Raw genomic sequence first — 15,670 nt, 5'->3', positions numbered from 1 at the left:
ACACGAATTCCTCCGCTGGACGTGTTGATGAGCGCCCCCCTCCGCCCCCTGCACCACGCCAGCGCCCCCTGGGCGCCGGTGATCGACCGGAGCGCCGGACCGCTCTACCTGGCGATCGCCGACGCCATCGCCGCCGATATCGCTTCGGGGGTGCTGAAGCGCGGCGCACGCCTGCCGCCGCAGCGGGCGCTGGCTGAGGCGCTGGGGGTCGACTTCACCACGGTGAGCCGGGCCTATGCCGAAGCGCGCCGGCGCGGCCTCGTCGCTGGCAAGGTCGGCCAGGGCACCTGGATCACCAATGCGAAGGCTGAGACGACCCCAGCAGGCGACCTCCCGCCGTCGCAGCCTGAACGCAATGGCCTGATCGACATCAGCATGAACCTGCCGCCGCCGGTGATCACGGGCGATCTGGCGCAGCGGTTGTGGCGCAGCATCGCCACGACCGGCCTCGAAGGCGGGGCCGATCTGATGATGCGCTATCAGGAGCCCGGCGGAGCGCGGCGCGACCGCGAGGCCGGCGCCCAATGGCTGACCCCGCGTCTTGGCGCGATTGATCCGGGCAGGCTGCTGGCCTGCCCCGGCGCCCAGAGCGCCCTCCTGGCTGTCTGCGCCACGCTATGCGCGCCGGGCGACGCCATTTGCGCCAGCGCCCTCACTTATCCCGGCCTGATCGCGGTCGCCGCCATGTTGCGCCTCCGCGTCATTCCCATCGCCATGGATGACGAGGGCATGCTGCCGGAGGCGCTCGCGGAGGCGCTCGCCGCGCCCTGCGCCAATACGCGGCCGCGGCTGATCTATTGCAATCCCACCCTGTGCAACCCCACCACCCACACCATGTCGCTGGCCAGGCGCCAGGCCCTGCTCGCCGTCGCCAGCCGTCATGGCGTGATGATCGTCGAGGATGACGCCTACGGCCAGCTGGCGGTGAAGCCGCCGCCCGCGCTGGCGCAACTGGCGCCGGATCAGGTGTGCTATATCGCCGGCATGGCCAAATGCGTGGCGCCGGCCCTGCGCGTCGCCTGGTTGGCCGCGCCAGACATGCGGCTGGTGACCCGGCTCGCCGCAGCCCTTTCCGCCTCGGCGCTGATGGCGTCCCCGCTCACCGTGGCCCTTGCCGCGACCTGGATCCGCAACGGGCTGGCCGATGAGGCGAGCGCCGCCATCCGCAAAGAGACCAGGGCCAGAACCCAGCTGGCGCGCCAGATCCTTCCGTCCGGGCAATATGATTGCGACGACGCGGCGTTTCACCTGTGGCTTCGGGCGCCTGCGGCCTGGTCAGGCGTGGAGCTTGCAGCGCATTTGCGCGCCGCTGGCGTCGCCGCCGTCGCCGCCAAATCCTTCGCGGTCGGCCCCGCCCCGGAGGCGCTGCGGCTCGGCCTCGGCGTCGCCGCCAGCCGCGCCGAACTCGAGCTGCGGCTGCACATCGTCCAGGATCTGCTCGAGCGTGGCCCGGAGGCGCGCCCGGGGTTCTTCTAGAGCCAGCAGCTTGCGTTCTGGTAAGGCGGCGGCGCTGCCTTGGGCGGCGCGGCGCAAGCCAAAAGCAGCGTGACTTGCCCCGGTCAGATTATGCTGGCGCCGCCGCGACAAAGCGGCTCATGCGCGCCGCAACCAGCGCGCGTCGCATTGACAGATGATGCGATCAATATACATACAATTTACATGACCGCGCCCGCACGGGCCGTGGTCGCATGGCCTTGTGCGGTCGCCCCTGGGCGCCTGCAACGGCTATCCGGACGCCGCCCGCCCAGGACGGCGCAGCGAGGGTTCGCGATGTCCAACGACTACTGGCCGCCACTGTCTCCCAGCCGCACCGGCATGCATGGGCATTGCCCGCGTTGCGGCCAGGGCCGGCTGTTCTCGGGTTTCCTGAAGCTGGCCAAGCGCTGCGACGTCTGCGAACTCGACTATAGCTACGCCGACCCGGCCGATGGCCCGGCATTCTTCGCCATCTGCGTCGCCGGCGTTCTCGTCAGCGCCTTCGCTGTCTGGCTCGAAGTGGCCTACACCGCCCCCTATTGGGTCCATCTGGTCACAACCTTGCCGTTGATGATCCTGCTCTGCGTGCTGCCCTTGCGCCCGCTAAAAGGCTGGCTGGTGGCCAGCCAGTATTTCCACAAAGCCGAGGAAGGCCGCCTGCATGGCGCCTCCGGCCACTACCAGCTCAGCCCCGCCCAAGGCGGCAAATGGCGCGAGGGCGAGGAGAAGCGGGACGCCTGAGCGGCGCGTGTCATGCGCGTCATCTAAAGGAATGTGACAGCCTGCCGGCGTATCCTCAGCGCCCGACCAGTCTGCACGCCTGCCGGCCTGGTTCATGGCCTTGCCAACACATGGCGACAGTTGCGCCGTGAGGCGCCACGGTCAGCGGCCCATAATCCCCATGCACTGAGCCCGACCAGCCCGGCGCCAGCCCCTCTTGCGTATCGGCCGGGCGCCGCGACGCCTCTGACCCTGGACGGCGCCCCCCTTCCGGCAACGGACACTGGCGCCCCGCCCGCCCACGATGCATCATGATGCTCAGGCGTTGCGTGCGCAACGATACGCGCCAGTCGTTCCCAGTCGTCAACGCGCCGAACCCTCACCTTTCCCTAAAGTAATTCAAATATCGGAACGAAACGCCGCCTGTCCCGTTAACCATCTGGCGCCTGCCATTCGCCGCAGGATCACCGCGCGACGGGCGCCACGGGTTATCCTCGGCCCGACTGGGCCCAAACTGGTGGCGCCCCATGAAAATCGCACAGATTGCGCCGCTGGCGGAGCGTTGTCCGCCACGGCTGTATGGCGGAACCGAGCGCATCGTCTCCTGGCTCACTGAAGAGCTGGTGAGCCTGGGGCACGACGTCACGCTGTTCGCCAGCGGCGATTCCGTGACCCGCGCCCGCCTGGTCCCATGCAGCGAGGGCGCCCTGCGCCTCAACCCCACCGTGCAGGATCAGTGGCCCTGGACACTGGCGATGATTGACCAGGTGCGAGCTCGCGCCGACGCCTTCGACGTGCTGCATTTTCACGTCGATCTGGTGCAATTTCCGGTGTTCCGCGACATCGCCTACAAGACGCTCACAACGCTGCATGGCCGGCTCGACATCGCTGATCTGGCGCCATTTTACCGGCGCTTCGCCGATTTTCCGCTGGTTTCAATCTCCTGGGACCAGCGCCGGCCCATGCCGCCGGAGGTGCATTGGGCCGCCAATATTCCGCACGGACTGCCGCTCGATCTGCTGACCCCGCAGCCAGCACAGCCGGGGCCGCCAGCGGATTATCTTGCCTTTCTCGGGCGGATTTCGCCGGAGAAGCGGCCCGACCGCGCCATCGAGATCGCCCTGCGCGCCGGCGCGCCGTTGCACATCGCCGCCAAGATCGACAGGGTTGATGAGGACTACTGGCGCGAGGCCATCGCGCCCCTGGTCGAGGCCCATCCGTCGATCGATTTCGTCGGCGAGATCGGCGACGCCCAGAAAGCGGCGTTTCTCAGCGGGGCCCGCGCCCTGCTGTTTCCCATCGACTGGCCAGAACCGTTTGGGCTGGTGATGATTGAGGCCATGGCCTGCGGCACACCCGTAATCGCTTTCCGGCGCGGCTCGGCGCCTGAGGTCATCGAGGATGGCGTCACCGGCTTTCTGGTCGACAACATTGAGCAGGCGGTTGCGGCGGTGGGGCGTGTCGGCGCATTGCGACGGGCCGACGTGCGCGCCGCCTTCGAGCGACGTTTTTCCGCCACGCGCATGGCGCAGGATTATGTCCGCGTTTACGAGAGCCTCGCCATCGCCACGCCGCCGGCCGCGCAGCGGGGTCCGTTGTCACTGGAGGACGCCTCATGTCGCCTGTGAACGCCGCCGCGCAACGCGCCGTGGCGCAAACCGAGCCGGACGCCTGGTCCGTGCAAAGCGATGTCTCGTTGCAGGAACGCAGCCTGATGTCGCTGAAACAGGGCGACGCTTTCGCCGTGCTTGACCATCGCGGCGACGCCAATCCTGGCCCGCAAAGCCCCGAAGGCATCTATTTCCGCGACACCCGCCATCTGTCACAGCTGACGCTGTCGCTGTGCGGACGGCGACCGATGTTGCTGTCCTCGACGCTGCGCGATGACGCCGCCATCCTTGTCTGCGATCTTACCAATCCGGACGCGGCGGCGGGCGATGACGGCGCGCCGCTGGAGGGCGAACGCCTGCATGTGCGTCGCACCAGCTTTCTGTGGCAGGGCGCGAGCCACGAACGCATCCTTGTGCGCAATTTCGACCAGCAACCGCGGGTGGTGACGCTGTCGCTGCGCTTCGCCGCAGATTTCGCCGACCTGTTCGAAGTGCGCGGGGCCCGGCGGCCCCAGCGTGGGCGCATGCATCCGCCTGAAGTCGAGGCTGACGCCGTCACCCTCAGCTACACCGGCCTCGACCGGTTGCGCCGCAGCACGCGGCTGGCGTTTGAACCGGCGCCGGAACGTCTCGACGGCGACCGGGCGGAGTTTCGCTTTTACCTCGGCCCGCGCCAGTCGTGCGCGCTCTACGTCCAGGCGGATTTCACCGCACAGTCCGAGAGCGATGCGCCTACGCGGGGTTACTTCGTCGCCTTGCGCGACTCACGGCGGGCCCAGCGCCAGCGCAGCGCCAACGCAGCCTCGGTTGAAACCTCCAATGACGTGTTCAACGAGGCGCTGCGTCGCTGCGTCGCCGATCTGTACATGCTGACGACGCAGACCGAGGACGGGCCCTATCCTTACGCCGGCATCCCATGGTTCAGCACGGTGTTCGGGCGCGACGCCCTGCTCACCGCCCGCCAGACCCTGTGGCTCAACCCGGAGATCGCCAAAGGCGTATTGCTGCATCTGGCCCGTAATCAGGCCACCGAGGTCGATCCGCACGCCGACGCCGAACCGGGAAAAATCCTGCACGAGGTGCGCTATGGCGAAATGGCGGAACTGCGCGAGGTGCCGTTCCGCCGCTATTACGGCAGCGTCGATTCCACGCCGCTGTTCGTCGCTCTGTGCGGCGCCTATTTCCGGCGTACGGGCGACCTCGACACCGTGCGGCGACTGTGGCCGCACGTGCGGGCGGCGCTCGACTGGATCAGCAATTATGGTGATCGTGACGGCGATGGCTTCGTCGAATATGGCCGACAAAGCGAGGACGGTCTGGCCAACCAGGGCTGGAAAGACAGCTTCGACAGCGTGTTTCACGCCGATGGCGCCCTCGCCAGGGGGCCAATCGCGCTGTGTGAGGTGCAGGCCTATGTCTACTCGGCCTTGCGCTCGGCGGCGCACATGGCGGCGGCGGTGGGCGATGCGGCGCTCAGCGCCGATTGCGCCGCCCGCGCCACGGCGCTGCGCCAGGCCTTCGACACGGCGTTTTTCGATGCGGAGCTGGGCAGCTATGTGCTGGCGCTGGATGGCGACAAGCGCCCCTGTCGGGTGCGCGCCTCAAATGCCGGCCAGGCGTTGGCCTTTGGCATCGCTTACGCCGCCCGCGCGCCAGCGGTGATCAACACGCTGATGTCGCCCGCTTCATTCTGCGGCTGGGGGGTGCGCACGGTCGCAGAGACCGAGGCGCGCTACAATCCGATGAGCTATCACAATGGCTCGGTGTGGCCGCATGACAATGCGCTGATAGCCTATGGCATGCGCCGCTACGGTTATGCAGCCGAAGCTGCGCGCATATTCGAGGGCCTGTTCGCCGCCTCAACCTATATCGACCTGCGCCGGTTGCCCGAGCTGTTCTGCGGCTTCGCCCGACGCCGTCGCCAGGGGCCAACATTCTATCCCGTGGCCTGTTCTCCACAGGCCTGGGCGGCCACCGCGCCATTGTTCATGCTGGAGGCCAGCCTCGGCCTGTCGTTTGACCCCGAAGCCGGGGCTATCGCCTTTCATGAGCCGCTGTTGCCGCCGTTCCTTGAAGAAGTCACCATCCGCAATCTCGGCGTCGGCGAGGCCCGTTGCGATGTGGCGATCTCAGGCAGTCAGTCGATCGTGCATGTGCTGCGCCGCAGCGGTGAGCTCAAGGTGCAGGTCACCGCCTGACGCCACAGCGATGTCTGAACATCGCAGGGCGCGCATGCGTCAGCATCTTCGCGACATGCTACGCGGCGCAAAGCCTGACGCCCCTTCCGGTCAGGCGCGCCGCGCCTTGCGTGGAAACATCAGCGGCAGCGTCATGATGCAGGCGGTCATGGCGATCACCGGATAAAAGGTGGCGAGGCGGAACGCCGCCGAGGGCCCAGTCAGCGCGCCACCGTGCCTCGCCATGACGCCGAAATATAGCAAGCCGGCGATGGCCACGCCGAAGGCGCCGCCCACCTGTTGGGCCGTCGACACCGCGCCCGACGCCGTGCCGGCTTTCTCGGGCGGTACATGCGCCAGCACCACATTCAGCATCAGCGGCATGAACAGGCCCTGGCCGCAGTTCACCACCACAAGGCCGATGGCCAGCCAGGCTGCATTAACGCCAGGCGTCGCCCAGGCGATGAGGATGCACAGCAGATAGCCGACAATGGCGATCAACGCGCCCGTCAGCATCACCGGGCCGATGCCGAAGCGCGGCGCCAGCCGTTCGCAGGCCATGGAGGCGAGGATGAAGGCGACGCCGGCAGGCGCGATGATCAGCGCCGCCTGAAAGGCCGAATAATGCAGGCCCACCTGCAGAAACATGGCCTGGATAAACGGCATCGACACGATGGTGGAGTGCAACAGGAAGGCGACGATGACGCCGCCCGCCACCGGACCATTGGCGAACAGCCGCAGATCGAGCAGCGGATCGCGCCCCGAGGCGGCCCGCGCCAGCTGATAGCGCCCAAACAGCCAGAACAGCGGTATGGCGAGCAACGGCAGGCACAACAGCCAGATCGGCCAGCCCAGCGCCCGTCCCTCCACCAATGGGAACAGCACGAGGCCAAAGGCGGCGGCTGAGATCGCCACGCCGGCGAAGTCCAGCCCCGGCTTGCCTGGGGCGCGGCTTTCCGGAATGACGCGCGGCCCGAGCAGGCAGGCCAAAAGGCCGATCGGAATGCACAGCAGGAACACCCAGCGCCAGGCGAGGCCGTAGATATTGGCGCTGATCAGCAGGCCGCCCACCAATTGCGCCAGGGTGCCGGAGAGCCCCAGCGTCACGCCGAAGGCTGAGAGATTGCGCGCCCGGGCGGCGTCGCTCCCCGACGAGACGCGAATGATCGACAGCACCTGCGGAAACAGCAAGGCCGCCGACAGGCCGGCGGCGACGCGCGCCAGGATCACCATGGTCAGCGACGTCGCCAGCGCGCAGGCCAGCGAGGCCAGGGTGAAGCCGGCCATGCCGATGACGAAGATGCGACGCCGTCCGAACAGATCGCCCAGGCGGCCGCCGGTGATCAGCGCCAGCCCATAGGCGAGGCCGTAATAAGCGATGATGGAGGAGACCGCGGGGGTGGCGCCAAACTCCTGCTGGATGCTCGGGATGGCGATGGAGACAATGATGCCGCTCATCACCGATAAAAAGGCGCCCGACAGCAGCGTCACCAGCCCAAGGCCCTGCAAGACGCCAGATTGCCCGACTTGCTGCCCGACCTGCTGCCCACCGTGCGCCGGCGTCGCCGCACCCGCGATAGCTTTATTCGCCATGGTCCCCCCCAACTGGAGCCGCGCCCCGCGCCAATCGGGGCCGCCGCGCTCCAGCATCTGTTTTAGGCGGCGCTGATGCTTGCCGCGCATGTCTTTGCGGCCAGCATCAGCGCCGCCTCGCAACGATGCAAGGGGGGCCAGGCGCATGAGAGGCGGGCGTGAAATGCAGGGGCGGACGAGGAATACTGAAGCGGAATAACCGTGGCTTCATTACATGGCCGCGACGATGCTGACGCATCCGCGACCTGACATGCCCGGTCGCCGCACGGGGATGACCGGCGCCCGATCAGGCATGCTCTTCGGACGCCGGTATCAGTGCGACGTAGCCTGGCTCACTTCTTGCCAGAGCCCAGCGTGAATGCCAGAGCGGCGTCGGCGAGGCGTCCGAACGGGGCCCGTATCAGCGACGGCAGGTTCCAGCGTCCCTGCCAGAACACCCCTTTGGCGTGGCTCATGGCGCGAAAGCCCTCGACGCCGTGATAGGCGCCCATGCCGCTGGCCCCAATCCCGCCGAACGGCAGATCGTCCTGGGCGGCATGCAGCATGGTGTTGTTGACGCCGACATTGCCCGAGGTGGTGCGGGCGAGCAGCCGGGCGCAGTCGTCATCCTCAGGCCCAAAATAATACAGAGCGAGGGGCCGGGGTCCGGCGTTGATCCGCTCAATGGCCTCATTGATCCCGGCGCAGGCGCACACCGGCAGCACGGGCCCAAAAATCTCCTCCTGCATGACCGCCATGTCTGGCGTCGCGCCGAGCACCAGCGTCGGGGCGATGGTGTGCGGGCGCGTAGCCGCCCGCTCCGGCGCCGCGCCAACCGCCAGCACCTGGGCGCCCTTGGCGCGGGCGTCGTCGAGCAGCGTCTGCACCCGGGCGTGGTGGCGCTCGTTGACGATCGCCGTGTAATCGACGCTCGCCGGCCCATCCGGATAGAAGCGCGCCACAATGGCGCTGAAGCTGGCGACAAAGCCGTCGATGTCATCGGGATGCACCAGCGCGTAATCGGGCGCGATGCAGGTCTGGCCGGCGTTGGCCAGCTTGCCGAAGGCGATGGCGTCGACCGCGCGGGCGTCAGCGTGGCCTCTCGCGATGATCACGGGGCTCTTGCCGCCGAGCTCCAGCGTCAGCGGGGTCAGATGCTGGCTGGCGGCGCGCATGACATGGCGGCCGACATTGGTGCTGCCGGTGAACAGCAGATGATCGAATGGCAGGGCGCTGAAGGCCTCGCCCACCTCTGGCCCGCCGGTGATCACCGCCACCTCTTCTTCGGCGAAGCCTTGCGCCAGCATCGCGCGGATCAGTTCGGCGACGCGCGGCGTCAGCTCCGACGGCTTGATCATGGCGCGATTGCCGGCGGCCAGCGCCGTGGCCAGCGGGATCATGCACAGATAGAACGGGTAGTTCCACGGCGACATGACGCCGATCACCCCCTTGGGCTGATACAGCACCCGCGCCCGGCCGCTGCGATACATCAGCCGGACATGCCGCCGCTCGGGCTTCATGAATCGGCGCAGCTTGCTGATCTGGTAATCGATCGACTGGATGACGCCGACCATCTCCATCAGATCGGTTTCGTGGCGCGACCGGTGGCCAAAGTCGGCGCTCACCGCCGCGCCAAGCTGATCACGGTGCTGTAACACCAGCGCACGCAGCCGTTTCAGCTGCACCTTTCGCGTCTCGTAGTCCGGCGGGCCATCACGCAGGAATGCGGCGCGCTGCCGCTCAAGCACTCCCGCCATCTGCAGCTGCGCCGCGGCGGCCTCCCCGCTCGCCACTGCATCCGTCCCGATCGCCGCTTGCTGCGCCATGATCGCCGTCTCCCTGCCTGTCGCCATGGCGCCGTTCTCGGCGTCCCGCAGCGCGCCTGTGGCGTGGGCCGCGCCGCCTCACCATAACCGTTGGCGCGGCTGCGTACAGCCATGGCCCCAGGGGCGCGCGCAGAGGCCCATGGTTTCGGGAACCCCGAGACCAGAGCAGCGTTCTGAATAGTGGCGCTCATGCTTTGCAGGCGGCAGGCGGCCGCCGGCAGCCTCACCAGATCGGGATGTCGCAAGGGCCGCTTTTCCCGCACACGGGGCGGCGGCGCGCTGAAGCCGCTTGTGGGCGACGGACGGCCGCGACAGCGGCGCAGGTCTCCAGCCCCAGCAGAAAACCGCATGGTCAAGGCACATGGAATTGAGGAGTTGGCGATGTCGTTGGAGTGGAAGAGCTTCCTGCGCACGGATCGTCAGGGCAGGACGGTGCGCATTATCTGGGCTGACGCCGAGACGGATGTTTATGAAATCCACGTCTATCCAGGCGCGACGCCGACACTGTACCGCAACTCGCGAGAGATAACCCGCAGCCATGACATCCTAGCCCTGACACGCGACGCCGAGCGGCTGGCCGCGGCCGCCGTGGCGAGCGTGGCCTGAGCCCGTCGGGCCAGGCGTCGTGAGGGACAGGGCGCGGCCCGCATGCGGGCCGGCCGCGCCAGCCGTCACGGAACAAGCCATGGGTGCGCACGTTGCCATCGCAGAGATCTGCCAACGCCCGACTTACGTATCTGTGGTTGGACGATCAGTCGCCGCCGTCACCGGCGCCTGCGGAGCGACCCGCAGTCGGCGGTTCGCGACGTAAACATCAGGAGAGTCTCATGCTCACATCGCGCGCGCTGTTTCTTGGCCTCGCCTGCTCGCTGGCGCTGGCGGGTTGTGTGGCCGGCGGCGACAGGGGCCAGCAGCAGTCTGGCCTGCAGCCGGCCAAGCCGGTTGAACTGAACCGCTATCTCGGCCGCTGGTATGAGGTCGCCCGCTTCGAAGCAAGCTTCCAGAAGGATTGCGACGGCGTCACCGCCGACTACAGCCTGCGCAGCGATGGCAAGATCAATGTGGTGAACAGCTGTCGCCAGGGCGGCCCGCAGGGACCCGCGCGCTCCTCGACTGCGACGGCCCGGGTCGTTGACACGGCCAGCAACGCCAAACTGAAAGTCGCGTTCTTCCCGCCCTTCGAGGGCGACTATTGGGTGCTCGACCACGCTGACGATTACAGCTGGTCGATCGTCGGTGAGCCATCGCGCAAATATCTCTGGCTGTTGTCGCGCACCCCATGGCTGAGCGAGCGCCAGTATAACACGCTGGTGCAGCGCGCCGCCGCCATGGGCTACGACGTCAGCAAGCTGCGCCGCACCCGCCACTGACCATGAGGGCCGCCGCCAGCCAGTGAGCGCGCGGCGGCCCACAAAATGACGTTGCGTCCCGCACCGTGGCGCGGCGGCGCACAAACGTAAGCCGGTGATCACGGCCGTGTGCAACCAGCCGGATCCCCGCCACAGCGCTCCCCGGCGCACCCCATTTTTCACGTCCACATCCAGCTTTACCTGTGCGGTCGCCTCTAGCCTGGTTAGGATTGCGCGCGGTCGGCGCAATGCGCCGCAGCCGTGGACGCCTGACAACAATGAACGGCGCCTGACAGATTAAACGGGGGACGGCGATAACGCTGTCTGGGGGGGGGCGTAGGCTGTGGTTGCGTTGCGGGCCGGTGCAAAGGTTGCAGTTTCGGAAGCTGCAGATTCCGCTGCTGCAGGCGCAGGGCCAGCAGCGCGCTTTGACCTTGCCGACGCCACGCAGCGGGCCGGCCGCCAGCGCGCGCGTCATGCAGCCCATGTAGCGCCTTTCGCCTCATTCTGGCGCGTGCAAATCGCGGTCTGGCTGTTCTGGGCCTTATTCGCCTTCGTCAGCCGGCTGGTGTTCCTGCGTGACGCATGGCTGGCTTTCGCCCTGACAGCGATGGCCGAGCCGCTCTGCTTCCTGCTCACCTCACTCGCCCATCTGGCCTTCCGCAAGCGCCTGCATGGCCGCCAGCCCCTGACGCTGGTCGGCGTGGCGCTGGCGCTGTCTGGCGCTGGCGGCGTCGTGCTGATGCTCCTGGTCAATCTGCTCAAGCAGGCGCTGACCGGTGCGCCTGCCGTGAGCCCCGACGATCTGGCGACCGACGGCGGCCCGGTGCCGGCGGTGTATTACACGCTGATTTTCTTCGGCTGGTCGCTGGCCTATCTCTGGATCCGCTCCGACCATGAGCTGGCGGCGCAGCAGCTCCGCCATGGCGCGGCGACCCAGGCGGCGTTGCGCGCGGAACTCGACCGGCTGCGCCTGCAACTCGACGCGCATCTGCTGTTCAACGCCCTCAATACGGTGGCGATGGAAATCCCGGAGGCGCCGGGGACTGCGCTGGAGATGACCCATCGCATCGCCAGCTATTTGCGCTATTCGCTCGATCACCACGATCAGGGAACCTGCCGCCTCGCCGACGAGATCGAGGCGATGCAGACCTATGTGCGCATTCACGAATTACGCTTCGAGGACAGCCTGCATTGCGCGGTGAGCGTCACGCCAGAGGCGCAGGAGGTGCGCGTGCCGCATCTGGTGCTGCAGCCGCTGGTCGAGAACGCTGTCAAGCATGGCGCCATGGGGGGCTCTGCGCGGTTCGATATGTCGATCACCTGCTGGACGTCGGAGCGTGGGCTGCATGTGCGCATCGCCAATAGCGGGCGCCTCGCGCCCGCAGGGCGGACCGGCGTCGGCCTCGCCAATGTCCGTAACCGGCTGGCGCTGCACTATCCGCGCCGACACGAATTCGCGCTGTATCAGGAGGGCGCCCTGGTGGTGGCGGCGCTAACCCTGAGCGGCGCTGCCCGTGAATACTGAGGGGAGATCGCCCTTGCCAGAGCGCGCGCTGTCCGTGCTGATTGTCGATGACGAACCGCCAGCCCGACGTGGGCTGCGGCGCCTGCTGGGCGCGCTCGACGCCAATGTCGTCGTCAGCGGCGAGGCCGGGCGCCTCGCCGAGGCGATGGCCCTGGCGCGGGAGGCGCCGCCCGATGTGGTGTTTCTCGATGTTGAGCTTGGGGCGGAGCGTGGCTTTGACCTGATCGGCCAATTGTCGCCGGCCCCGGCCATTGTCTTCGTCAGCGCCCATGGCGCCTACGCCTTGCGGGCGTTTGAGGTCGACGCGGTTGATTATCTGCAGAAGCCGGTGAGCGCCGCGCGCCTCGCCGCCACGCTGGAGCGGCTACGACAGCGGCTGCGACAGCCTCAGGAGCCGCCGCCACCCCTCGCCGCGCCAGAGCAACGGCTCTATTTGCGCACCACCAACCAGACCATTGCGCTGCTGGCTTCCGATATCGCCATGCTGGCGGCGGAGGGCGATTTCACCCGCATCTACACAAATGATGGCCGGCGACATCTGGTCTGCCGCCTGCTCGGGCGTCTGGCCGAGGAATTGCCCAGCCCGCCGTTCAGCCGTCTCTCCCGTTCGCTCATCGTCAACCTCGACCGCGTCGAAAGCCTGCGCTCCCAGGGCAATGGCCGGTCGCTGCTGTCGCTCGGCCCCCAGCTCCCCCCAGCCCCCCTCGGCCGCGCCCCCACCAACCGCCTGCGCCAGCTCCTGCCCCTCCGCCCCGCCCGCATTGGTCTTGACGGGGTGGAGGAGACGTAGGGCTGACCAGCCGTCCGTAGCGGCGTTGGGGATCAGTCGAAGGTCAGCACGATCTTGCCGAAATGCGACCCCTGGGCCATGTCGGCCACGGCCTGGGCGGCCTCGGTCCATGGCGTGCGGCGGCCGATGATCGGGCGGATCTGGTGCAATTGCATGGCGCGGCACATGTCCTCAAACATCTCGCGTGAGCCGACCGAGACGCCCTGCACCCGGGCGGATGTACCGATCAGCGCGGAGGCTGACAGTTGCGCCGGAGGGGCGCTGGCGTCGGTGAGCACGCCGATCACCGCAATATGTCCGCCCATGCGCACCGATTTCAGGCTTTCCTGGAGTGTGCCGGCGCCGCCGACTTCCATGATGAAATCCGCCCCGCGCCCCTGGGTCGCCTCACGCACCGGGCGATGCCACTCCGGCTGCGTCCGGTAATTGATCAGGTGATCTGCGCCCAGCGCCCTGGCGCGTTCGAGCTTTTCATCAGACGATGACGTCACGATCGTCCGGTAACCGGCGGCATGGGCGAATTGCAGGCCGAAGATCGAAACGCCGCCAGTGCCTTGCAGCACCACCGTGTCGCCAGGCTGCAGCCTGGCGTCAACGAACAGCGCCCGCCAGGCGGTCAGCGCCGCGCAAGGCAGCGTCGCAACCTCGTCGTCGGTGAGGTAGTCCGGCACGCGCGAGACGGCGCTCTCGGGAAACAGCGCCAGGTCACGGCCAGCGCCAGGCGAGCCGGCCAGCCCCAGCGGACCCGCGGACTTCTCCGGCGCTGGCGGCCCCGATGCCCAGTTGGGGAAAAACAGCGTCGACACACGATCGCCCGCCGCGACCCGCGTCACGCCTTCACCCACCGCCTCGACGACGCCGCAGCCGTCCGAAAACGGCACAAGCGGCGGCGCTGTTTCGCCGCCACGGCCATAGCCGCCCCTGGCGATGATCAGCGTATCGCGAAAATTGAGCGAGGCCGCACGCATCCTGACCACCACCTGACCGGGCCCGGGCTGCGGATCAGGGTGGGTGACCAGCCGCAAATTTGCGGCGCCCCACGGATAGGACAGTTCGAGTGCACGCATTGATTTCCTCCCCGCAGGACGTGGCGGCCTGCTTTGCGGCGCCACTGTCTGCATAAAATTCGCCACATGCAACCGCCGTCCCGGCGCCTGACCACCACATGGTGCGCGCGACACTGCGCGCCAGTAACCGCAAGATTTTAGGCGGACACCTCATGCAACAGGCGACGAAACAACTGGACCATGGCGCAATATCGCGCCAAATTTCAAGGACTGCCCCTTGCTGGCCCCGGACAAGATCGGCACGGACGGGGCGAGCGTCTATCCTGCGGCGATCAAGGATGGCGTCGCGGGAGGCATCCTTGCCCCCGATGTCACCCATCGCGTCTCAAAGCACCTGCAGCAGGTGATCGAGAGTGCTTACTTCCGGCTCAAACAGATGATGCCGAAAGCGGGCTGACTGCGGAGTTTCACGACGGCGCGGCGTACGATCGCGGGTTTCGAGGCGCTGCTGTGGCTGCGCAAGGGCTTCGGCTTCGCCGGCGACTGGTCCGTCCGTCGCCAAGATGACCTGCTTGCACTCTGTTGTAATGACCCACCGGAATCTGCTCAGGTTAAGCCGCTAAGGCGAAAGCCTGTGCCGGCGTTTTCATTTTAAGCGCCTGATGCGGCCTTCGATGGTTGTAAAAGCCGATCCAGTCCCCGATTGCGCGTGTGGCATGCTAGATGCTGTCGAAGCGCTGGCGATGAACGCATTGCTCTTTCAGCGTTCGGATCACGCGCTCGACCATGCCATTCTGTTGCGGGCAGTGCGGAGTGATGAACTCCTGCTTGAGACCATAGCTGCGGACCAGAGCCGTGAACTTTTTGCTGGTAAAAACGAGCCCGTAGCACCTACGGAATGAATGGGCAGAGGCAGGCCCGGAATACATCAGCGGCAAGCTGTTGAACTGGGCTCAAAAAATGGAAATAGCCATTCAGCACATCCAGCCGGGACAGCCACAGCAGAACGCCTACATAGAGCGTTACAATCGTACCGTCCGGCATGAATGGCTCGACCAATACATCATCGAAAGCGTTGAGGAGGCGCAGGCTCACGCCACACAATGGCTCTGGAATTACAACAATGACCGCCCGAATATGGGCATCGGCGGCATCACGCCCGCACAGAAGCTGAAAATGGCCGCCTGAATTCTACGAACGTGCCCCATTAAAAATGGGGGATTATCATTGGCCCTACCTGTGGATCGACGCCACTTATTTGAAAGTGCGTCAGGGCGGCAGGATTGTCTCCGTCGCCGTCACCCTCGCGGTCGGCGTCAACACCGACGGCAGGCGTGAAGTGCTGGGAATGGCCATCGGCGCTTCAGAGGCAGAGCCCTTCTGGACTGAATTCCTCCGGGGTCTGGTCCGCCGCGGGCTCGGCGGCGTGAAACTGGTGATCAGCGATGCCCACGAAGGCATCAAGGCCGCTACAGCAAGAGTTCTGTCCACCACGTGGCAGCGATGTCGGGTTCACTTCCAGCGAAACGCCTTCGCGCATGCGGGCAAGAGCAGCCGCCGGGTGGTCTCGGCGTTCATAGCGACAGCCTTTGCCCAGCCAGACCATGCTGCGGCT

The 15,670-nt window shown here is 66.9% G+C and carries 12 protein-coding genes and 4 pseudogenes; 12 read left to right on the top strand and 4 right to left on the bottom strand.

Annotated elements, in window-relative coordinates:
* Positions 1 to 27: 27 nt before the first annotated feature.
* The 4 genes from AC6A67_RS02390 (at position 28) to AC6A67_RS02375 (ending at position 6,004) form a co-directional block, all read left to right on the top strand.
* Positions 28 to 1,476, top strand: coding sequence for an aminotransferase-like domain-containing protein (locus tag AC6A67_RS02390; RefSeq protein ID WP_498034927.1), 1,449 nt, complete (start codon positions 28 to 30; stop codon positions 1,474 to 1,476).
* A 294-nt stretch (positions 1,477 to 1,770) separates the two neighbouring features.
* The gene (locus AC6A67_RS02385; RefSeq protein WP_498034926.1) at positions 1,771 to 2,217 is read left to right on the top strand and encodes a DUF983 domain-containing protein; all 447 of its coding nucleotides are present in this window, start codon (positions 1,771 to 1,773) and stop codon (positions 2,215 to 2,217) included.
* Positions 2,218 to 2,723: 506 nt separating this feature from the next.
* Complete coding sequence (locus AC6A67_RS02380) at positions 2,724 to 3,824, top strand: glycosyltransferase family 4 protein (RefSeq protein WP_498034925.1); 1,101 nt, start codon at positions 2,724 to 2,726, stop codon at positions 3,822 to 3,824.
* Positions 3,812 to 6,004 carry an amylo-alpha-1,6-glucosidase gene (locus AC6A67_RS02375; RefSeq protein WP_498034924.1) on the top strand — a complete coding sequence of 731 codons (2,193 nt, stop codon included), beginning with the start codon at positions 3,812 to 3,814 and terminating at the stop codon, positions 6,002 to 6,004. Before AC6A67_RS02380 ends, AC6A67_RS02375 begins: the two co-directional genes overlap by 13 nt.
* A 90-nt stretch (positions 6,005 to 6,094) precedes the next feature.
* Here the strand turns inward: AC6A67_RS02375 and AC6A67_RS02370 are convergent, their stop codons facing one another.
* Positions 6,095 to 7,576 (bottom strand): MFS transporter, encoded by a 1,482-nt coding sequence (locus AC6A67_RS02370; RefSeq protein WP_498034923.1) that lies wholly within the window; start codon positions 7,574 to 7,576, stop codon positions 6,095 to 6,097.
* A gap of 332 nt (positions 7,577 to 7,908) precedes the next feature.
* The gene (locus tag AC6A67_RS02365) at positions 7,909 to 9,381 is read right to left on the bottom strand and encodes a coniferyl aldehyde dehydrogenase (protein WP_498034922.1); all 1,473 of its coding nucleotides are present in this window, start codon (positions 9,379 to 9,381) and stop codon (positions 7,909 to 7,911) included.
* A 348-nt stretch (positions 9,382 to 9,729) separates the two neighbouring features.
* On the opposite strand from AC6A67_RS02365, the gene AC6A67_RS02360 reads away from it, so the two are divergent.
* The 4 genes from AC6A67_RS02360 to AC6A67_RS02345 all read left to right on the top strand — a co-directional run bounded on the left by AC6A67_RS02360 (position 9,730) and on the right by AC6A67_RS02345 (position 13,048).
* Positions 9,730 to 9,987 carry a hypothetical protein gene (locus tag AC6A67_RS02360; RefSeq protein WP_498034921.1) on the top strand — a complete coding sequence of 86 codons (258 nt, stop codon included), beginning with the start codon at positions 9,730 to 9,732 and terminating at the stop codon, positions 9,985 to 9,987.
* Positions 9,988 to 10,208: 221 nt separating this feature from the next.
* Positions 10,209 to 10,751, top strand: coding sequence for a lipocalin family protein (locus tag AC6A67_RS02355; protein ID WP_498034920.1), 543 nt, complete (start codon positions 10,209 to 10,211; stop codon positions 10,749 to 10,751).
* 493 nt (positions 10,752 to 11,244) lie between these two features.
* A complete protein-coding gene (locus AC6A67_RS02350; protein ID WP_498034919.1) occupies positions 11,245 to 12,258 on the top strand; it encodes a sensor histidine kinase in 1,014 nt (337 codons plus the stop codon).
* A 13-nt stretch (positions 12,259 to 12,271) separates the two neighbouring features.
* Positions 12,272 to 13,048: a LytR/AlgR family response regulator transcription factor gene (locus AC6A67_RS02345; protein WP_498034918.1), complete on the top strand. Its 777-nt coding sequence runs from the start codon at positions 12,272 to 12,274 to the stop codon at positions 13,046 to 13,048.
* A gap of 32 nt (positions 13,049 to 13,080) precedes the next feature.
* Here AC6A67_RS02345 and AC6A67_RS02340 read toward each other — a convergent pair whose 3' ends face one another.
* On the bottom strand, positions 13,081 to 14,115 hold the full coding sequence (locus tag AC6A67_RS02340) for a zinc-dependent alcohol dehydrogenase family protein (RefSeq protein WP_498034917.1): 1,035 nt from the start codon (positions 14,113 to 14,115) through the stop codon (positions 13,081 to 13,083).
* Positions 14,116 to 14,320: 205 nt separating this feature from the next.
* On the opposite strand from AC6A67_RS02340, the pseudogene AC6A67_RS02335 reads away from it, so the two are divergent.
* Positions 14,321 to 14,710: pseudogene (locus tag AC6A67_RS02335) on the top strand (DDE-type integrase/transposase/recombinase); the annotation flags it as partial.
* Here AC6A67_RS02335 and AC6A67_RS02330 read toward each other — a convergent pair.
* Positions 14,667 to 14,843, bottom strand: a pseudogene (locus AC6A67_RS02330) (integrase core domain-containing protein). The pseudogenes AC6A67_RS02335 and AC6A67_RS02330 sit on opposite strands and share 44 nt — an antisense overlap.
* Between AC6A67_RS02330 and AC6A67_RS02325 the strand changes: the two are divergent.
* The 3 genes and pseudogenes from AC6A67_RS02325 to AC6A67_RS02315 form a co-directional block, all read left to right on the top strand.
* Positions 14,772 to 14,957, top strand: a complete 186-nt coding sequence (locus tag AC6A67_RS02325; RefSeq protein ID WP_498035006.1) for a hypothetical protein — start codon at positions 14,772 to 14,774, stop codon at positions 14,955 to 14,957. The pseudogene AC6A67_RS02330 and the gene AC6A67_RS02325 overlap by 72 nt on opposite strands.
* 13 nt (positions 14,958 to 14,970) lie before the next feature.
* Positions 14,971 to 15,243: pseudogene (locus AC6A67_RS02320) on the top strand (integrase core domain-containing protein); the annotation flags it as partial.
* 40 nt (positions 15,244 to 15,283) lie between these two features.
* A pseudogene (locus AC6A67_RS02315) lies at positions 15,284 to 15,670 on the top strand (transposase); the annotation flags it as partial.

Source organism: Camelimonas sp. FR25 (genome assembly GCF_059740505.1).
Note: the sequence above shows the minus strand (reverse complement) of the source record. Positions and strands in the feature narration are given on the sequence as shown.

Bases quoted from the DNA above. Each gene is read 5' to 3' on its own strand.
- AC6A67_RS02365 (WP_498034922.1), bottom strand. From the start codon at position 9,381: ATGGCGCAGCAAGCGGCGATCGGGACGGATGCAGTGGCGAGCGGGGAG.
- AC6A67_RS02370 (WP_498034923.1), bottom strand. From the start codon at position 7,576: ATGGCGAATAAAGCTATCGCGGGTGCGGCGACGCCGGCGCACGGTGGG.
- AC6A67_RS02340 (WP_498034917.1), bottom strand. From the start codon at position 14,115: ATGCGTGCACTCGAACTGTCCTATCCGTGGGGCGCCGCAAATTTGCGG.
- AC6A67_RS02375 (WP_498034924.1), top strand. From the start codon at position 3,812: ATGTCGCCTGTGAACGCCGCCGCGCAACGCGCCGTGGCGCAAACCGAG.
- AC6A67_RS02360 (WP_498034921.1), top strand. From the start codon at position 9,730: ATGGTCAAGGCACATGGAATTGAGGAGTTGGCGATGTCGTTGGAGTGG.
- AC6A67_RS02325 (WP_498035006.1), top strand. From the start codon at position 14,772: ATGCTAGATGCTGTCGAAGCGCTGGCGATGAACGCATTGCTCTTTCAG.
- AC6A67_RS02390 (WP_498034927.1), top strand. From the start codon at position 28: ATGAGCGCCCCCCTCCGCCCCCTGCACCACGCCAGCGCCCCCTGGGCG.
- AC6A67_RS02355 (WP_498034920.1), top strand. From the start codon at position 10,209: ATGCTCACATCGCGCGCGCTGTTTCTTGGCCTCGCCTGCTCGCTGGCG.
- AC6A67_RS02380 (WP_498034925.1), top strand. From the start codon at position 2,724: ATGAAAATCGCACAGATTGCGCCGCTGGCGGAGCGTTGTCCGCCACGG.
- AC6A67_RS02385 (WP_498034926.1), top strand. From the start codon at position 1,771: ATGTCCAACGACTACTGGCCGCCACTGTCTCCCAGCCGCACCGGCATG.